Annotated in this window: 4 protein-coding genes; all 4 read right to left on the reverse strand. The window is 69.1% G+C overall.

Annotation, left to right across the window (positions count from 1 at the left end; translation table 11 throughout):
• Positions 1-87: 87 nt before the first annotated feature.
• The 4 genes from NFC98_RS16795 to NFC98_RS16810 all read right to left on the reverse strand — a co-directional run bounded on the left by NFC98_RS16795 (position 88) and on the right by NFC98_RS16810 (position 6,370).
• Complete coding sequence (locus tag NFC98_RS16795) at positions 88-1,941, reverse strand: hypothetical protein (RefSeq protein WP_254276038.1); 1,854 nt, start codon at positions 1,939-1,941, stop codon at positions 88-90.
• A complete protein-coding gene (locus NFC98_RS16800) occupies positions 1,934-4,150 on the reverse strand; it encodes a biotin/lipoyl-binding protein (RefSeq protein WP_254276039.1) in 2,217 nt (738 codons plus the stop codon). Before NFC98_RS16800 ends, NFC98_RS16795 begins: the two co-directional genes overlap by 8 nt.
• Positions 4,087-5,964 carry an HlyD family efflux transporter periplasmic adaptor subunit gene (locus NFC98_RS16805; RefSeq protein WP_254277870.1) on the reverse strand — a complete coding sequence of 626 codons (1,878 nt, stop codon included), beginning with the start codon at positions 5,962-5,964 and terminating at the stop codon, positions 4,087-4,089. Before NFC98_RS16805 ends, NFC98_RS16800 begins: the two co-directional genes overlap by 64 nt.
• A gap of 61 nt (positions 5,965-6,025) precedes the next feature.
• On the reverse strand, positions 6,026-6,370 hold the full coding sequence (locus NFC98_RS16810) for a DUF3467 domain-containing protein (RefSeq protein WP_254276040.1): 345 nt from the start codon (positions 6,368-6,370) through the stop codon (positions 6,026-6,028).

The raw sequence follows: 6,370 nt of genomic DNA on the forward strand, positions 1-6,370 counted from the left end.
CAGCCCCCGGGGGGCGGCGCGGTGACGACAGCTCCACATGGTGCAGGACTCCCTTCGGGGTGGTGGTCTTGACGTTCCCATGGCGAATCAGTCCTTGGCGAAATGCAGCATCTTCCTGAGTCCCTCGTCGCGCCTCATCAGGCGGCGCTTGGCCGTAATGCGCCGGGTCACCAGGCGACGTGACTGCCAGCGGCGCGGTAACAGCCGGCCCCACCAGCCGGTCAGCAGGCTCCCCCCGGTCAGCGACGATGGCATGACCACCAGGCGACACTCCTCAAGCGCCGGCCAGCGCTCACCGATCAGAAACAGCCACTCCTCGGCGGGGTGATCGGAGGTCAGCACCACCGCCAGGTGTGTCACCCAGGGCTCCGGCATCGCGCCGTAACGCCAGTCGCGCATCGCATCGCCCAGGATCAGCCATCTGCCACCCCCTCCCCCGGGCAAGCCTTCGTGCCCTGATGCCGGAGGAGCGATCCCCTCCACCGTCAGCAGCAGGCTCCCGGCATCGTCGCTTTGCAGGGACAGCCACTCCCGCACCCAATCGCCGGCTGCCTCATGGCTCGCCAACCGGTGGACCCCGGACCAGCGGCGGGCCGGACGCGGCTTTCGTGCCGGCCGCCACACCGGTCGACGATGCAGCCAGTCCAGCTCCTGCGCCACGGAGGGGAGCCAGCGGCCCACCCCGCCCACGCGCGGCAGCCCCGACAGCAGGGCATGCACGCGTGCCTGGCTGACCAGCTCCCGGTGGCGCCCCTCGAGTCCGGCGTGCACGTCCAGCAGGGTCCTGAGGCCCGGGACGATCTCCCGGTTGGCGAGCAACGGCTCCAGTCGCTCGTCGAGGATCTCGACTCGCTCCGGGCCTGTCCGGTAATGCACCCCTTCCTGCCAGCCGGTACTCACCAGCAGCGCTGCCCTTACCGCCCGCTGGCAGATCTCGACGTTGGCCATGAGGCCACCTCGCGACCCCGCCAGGCCCGCCAGCACCTGCCGGCCCTGTTCGGTCAGGGTGGGCAAGTCGAAGGCGGACCCGACCTCGAAGTGGTGCGACGCCTGCAGCAGGGCGGACAAGGCCAGGGCCTGAACGGCCAGGGAAGACTCACTGGCGCAGGCGTTGGACGCATGCAGGGCCACGCTGTCCAGGGCGCGCTCGGCAAACAGGTCTCCGGCCTCCTGAAGCAGCACCAGGGTATGGGAGCCAGGGAACAGCTCGGTTGGCGATGCCCCGCCACGGCCCAGCCGAGCGATGTGGCCTCGCAATGCGGCCGCCGTGTGGCCGGAGTCACGGGCGACATGCAGCAGGTCCATGGCCAGCACCCCGAGCGGCACGCAGACCAGTTGACGGGTATAGAGCCGCAAGCGGCCTTCCCGACGCCTCTCCTCCGGTATCACGGTGACCTCCCACCGCGGCTCGGCCTCGGCCGCCAGGAACTGCTGCAAGGCATCGGCCCCGAGGCCATCGGGCGTGACCAGCACCACCTGCCAGCCCGCCCTGGCGGCACTGAGGGCGGCCAGGGCCAGGGCCGGATGCCGGCTGACCGCCCGGTTGTCCAGCAGCATGTCGCCACACAGCAGGCGCCAGGCCTGCATCAGCAGGTCCGGCTGATCCTCGAGGCCGAGGGGCTCGGCCAGGCCTGATGTGCGCAGCACTTCGGCCAGGGCCAGGGCCGCCTCCACGGAAAGGCGGCGCTCGCGCAGGGCCCTGTTGAGAGATCGTTGCGCCTCGACGGAGGCCAGCGCGTCCTGTCGCGATGCGCCCGCGGCCTGCTGCCAGGCCGCCGCGAGGCGAGCCCTGGCACCACGCGAGGCCCATGGCGCCTGCCTTGCCAGGCCATTCCAGGCTACCAGCCAGCGCTCCGGCGGTTCACCGGGCTGCAGGGCGGACGCAGGCCCTCTCCTGATGCGCCAGGGCGAACCGGGTGTAACGGCCAGCGAATCAGACATTCAGGCGCTCCAGGAATACCTGCCGCAGCGCCCGATAGAGCTGCTGCCCCAGCGGCACGTTGCCATGGTCGAAGCGCAACTGCAGTCGGCCCCCCACGCTGTCGGCACCGATCAGCCCCGGGGCCTCGGCCTCGAACAGGAAGTAGGGCTCCATGGCACTGGGCCGTTGCCCATTTGACGGATCCAGGGGCACCTTGCCGCCGCCTTCGCTGGTCAGCGCCAGGCTAGGCAGGTCGGTGGACGCCAGCGGCGATAGCCGCGGATCGGTGAGCATCAGCACACGGCCCGGCTCCGCGGCCGGTCGCGCCAGCACCTCCCGGGTCCGCGTCATCACCAGGTCGATGCGCTCCTGGGGGATCAGGCTGCGGACCACCGGACGCTGCGGATCGACGATCAGTGCCACCGGCTCGCCACGCCTCAGGTAACGGCCTGTCAGGTGCTGGGCGGAGGGCAGCGCCAGGATGCCATCCACGGGGCTTGTCACCACCAGGTCGGCGCGTCGCCGTTCGGCGTCCTCGAGGCGCGCCTCCATCAACGCCAGCTCCTCACCGGTGATGCGCTCCTGGACCCGGTCGCTGACGGCTGCCAGGGCACGTCGAACCTGAAGTTCGCGCACCTGGGCCTGCATGACACGAATCTCGGCATCCAGCAGCGGGGCGTCGAGCACGATCAGCGGATCGCCCCGGCGCACCGGCTTGCCCGGCTCGGCGATCACCTCGGCCACGAAGCCGCTGGCCGTGGCGTGAACCTCCGCCCGGTCGGGCACCCAGACGACTCCCTCGCCCATGGTGGCATAGGGCGCCGGCACCAGGGTCACCGGCAGCACCACGCCGGCGACGAACAGCCCGGTGGCCAGCCAGGCGCGCCCACGCCGACGCTCGAGGCGCGGGCTGTTGAACAGGAAGTGCAGCCCCTTCAGCAATGGCCACACCAGCATCTGCAGGACCGACCAGGCAGCCAGCAGGATACCGAGGGTGAAGAACATCGAGGCCACGAACATCACGATGATGGCCATCAGGAACATCCGGTAGCAGAACGAGGCGATGGCGTAGAAGAGCAGCCAGCCCCGCTCTCCCCGGGCGGTGACCGGCGAGCGGACCTCACCCATGCCGAAGAGGTAGCGCTGCACCAGATAGAAGAAGTAGCGATTGGCGCGAGTGAACAGGTTGGGGATCTCGAGCAGGTCGGCGAAGACGTAGTAGCCGTCGAAGCGCAGCAGGGGATTGCCGTTGAACAGCAGGGTCGATACGCCCCCGACGACCATGACGTTGAAGGCGATGGCCCGCACCAGGCCGCTTTCGGCTTCCAGCCAGACGAACATGGCAATCGCCGCCAGCGTCAGCTCGACAAGGATACCTGCGGCGCCGACCAGCGCCCGCTGCCACTTGGAGGGGTAGGCGGTGGCGGCAGAGGCATCCACATAGGGCACCGGCATGAACACCAGCAGCATGATGCCCAGCTCATGCATCTCGCCCCCCCAGCGCTTCACCATCAGCCCGTGGCCCAGCTCATGGACCGACTTGACCAGGATGAAGACCCCGATCAGCAGCGGCAGGTTGTTGATCGACATCAGCTGGCTGGAGAGATCCGCCGCCAGGCCCTCCCAGTGCATCACCGCCATCACCGAGGCGGCCAGGACCAGCGCCATCCAGAGCAGCAGCCCGACAAGGCCGAGCAGCGGACGGGCCAGGGGGTAGAGCCAGTCCAGCAGCCTGTCCGGATCCAGCAGCGGGAGGCGGATCGCCAGGGGGCTTCGCACCCGCTGCAGCCACTGGCGGCGGCGATGACGGTCACGGCGCTCGAACAGGGCATCCAGGTGCAGGGCGCCCTCGTGGCTCAGGGCATCGGCACCGTGAAGGGTGCCCAGCAACTGGATGGTCTCGTCCTGGGTCGGCGCATCGCCGCCCAGGGTGGCCACCACGTCCTGCCACACCTCGTCGAGGGTTCGCTGGCCATCGAGCTGGGCAATCAGCCGGTAGGCCGCCGGTCCGAAGCGATGGAAACGGCCGGAGACGGGGTCCTGCAGCACGTACCAGGGCTGGCCTCGGTAGAGGTGGCGGTGCATCTGGACGTGTCCGCGCAGCTGCGGGCGGGAGTGGGCAACGGCTCCCCACCAGGGACTGTAGAGGCCGGTATCGATGGCCATCAGGGCCACCAGCGCCAGAGCTGCAGGCGGAACCAGTCGATGATCCTGTAGCTCCAGATCCATGCCAGGCGCCGCTCATCCACGCTCACCTTGGCCACTCCCTCCATGCCGGGGCGCAGCCTCTGCAGGGCCTCGGGATCCTCCAGTACCCCCTCGACCCGGAAGCGATTCTGCCCATCGCCGGGCTCGGACACCGGGGTGATCCGCTCGACCTGGAAGGCCAGCGCCTGCTCCGGCAGGGAGGCCAGGACCAGCTGCCCTCGCTGCTGCTCGGCGAGATGGCCGATGTCGCGCTCGTCGACGCGGACCACGACGCGGTAGGCATCGAGGGGCGCCAGCTCCAGCATCGGCTCTCCCCCGGACATGGCCGCTCCGATGGAGCGCGACAGGTCACCGCTCAGGACATAGGCATCGAAGGGGGCGACCAGTCGGCTGCGACGCACCTGTTCCCGCGCCAGGTCGGCCTGGGCACGCGCCTGCTCGGCCTGGGCAGCGGCCACCGCCACGGCAGAGCGATCGCCCTCCGCCAGGGCCCGCTCGTATTCGAGCTGGCGCTGTCGTTCCATGCTCAGCCAGTGCAGCAGCTCCAGCTGACGATCGGTAGCGTCCAGCTCGGCCAGCACCTGGCCGGCGGAGACGGTATCCCCGGGCCGAACCGATGCCTCGGCGAGATAGCCATCGAAGGGAGCCGCCAGGGTGCGCTGCACACTGCCCTCGATCAGGGCATCGCTGGTGATGCGAAACTGGCCGGTGGCAAGCGACAGGTAGGCCACCAGGGCAGCCAGCAGGACAGCCACCAGCTTCTTGCCCAGGTGCCGGGGGCCGAACAGCGCACCCGCGCCATCGACCAGGCTGTCCCAGCCACGCCCGACCAGCCAGCGGTCGCTGCGACGTCGCGCATCCAGCACCGGTGCCGCGGAAGCCGCCACGGCCTCGAGGGTATCGAGCAGGTGATCATCCATGCGGTCGCGTTCGGCAAGCTCCACCAGGATCACGCCGATACGCTGGTCTCCCCAAGCCAGGGGGACGGAGACCACCGCTGCGCTGCCGGACTGCTCCAGCAGCCGAGCATGGGCCAGCGTCGAGAACACCTGGCCATGCGGGGCCGGATGCATCAGGGTGGCATCCTGGTCCAGCGCCTCGTGCATGGCCGCGGCCAGCAGGCGCATGGCCTGCATGCGATTGTCGGCGACTGCCGTATGGGATAGCGCGGCGACCCTCAGCCGGCCACCGCGGTTGAGCCCCACGCCAACCCGAACGGCGTTCAGCCGGGAGGCCAGTTCACTGGCCAGGCTGTCACAGGCATCGCGCAGTTGACGGGCATCCAGCACCGGTGCCAGCAGGTCGAAGGCGGCCTCGACTCGCTCGCGCTGCTGGGCTTCCTGCTCGGCGCGGCGACGCCAGAGCAGGGTTTCCAACCAGGCCACGCCCCACTGCAGGCGTCGCATCAATTCCGGCAACCCCTCCTTGTCGGCACCCGCCACCTCAAGGGCAACCACGGCGTCGAGCCGGGACTCCAGGAAGACGGGCAAGGCAAGGGCAAAACGCGACTCTCCACCGGCTTCGGTATCGATACGCCTTGCCGCCCCGGCGGCAGAGGCCACCGCGGCATCTACCGCCGTGGAGAGACTTTCGGCAGGGGGACTGGCATCCGGCCAGGCGGCCACGGGGACCAGCAGGGCGTCCTCCACCTCGTGGAACAGCACGACCATGGAGCGACACCCGGGGATCATGCGACTCTGGAGGCTCAGCCAGGCCTGCAGGTACGCCGGCTCATCCTGGGCATCGGCCAGGCGCTTCCACAGCGCCTGGTCGAGAAAGGCAATGCGGTCATGCCCCGGAACATCCGGGTGACGACGTGCGGCTGAGCCTTCCATCACGATGACTTCTCCTGGCGGCATCGCTCCCTGATGACGCCCTTAGCGTCGATTGGCCGACCTACTGGCCACCGGGTCGACCCTCCCGGGGATCCGCGATGTCCAGCTTGCCATAGCGCTTCTCGTACTCGCCGACCACCGCACTCAGCAGGGTGAGTAGTCGCTTGGCAGCGAAGGGACTGACGATGATGCGGTCGTGCAGCTTGACCTTGAACTCCGACTCCCTGGCGTTCCACGTCTGGTTGGTACCGAAGAACAGCGTCACCTCCTCGCGCGTGCTGGTGACGTTCACTACGTTGGCGTAGGACATGTTCATCGCCGAGTCGTCCCAGACCACCTTCGGCGTGGATGACTTGGCTTCGGCACCGTTCGGCGCACCCTGCGCCTCGTTCGGAGTATCAGTCAT

This window comes from Halomonas sp. 3H (genome assembly GCF_024206005.1).
In the GTDB taxonomy this organism is placed as follows: Bacteria; Pseudomonadota; Gammaproteobacteria; order Pseudomonadales; family Halomonadaceae; genus Halomonas; species Halomonas campaniensis.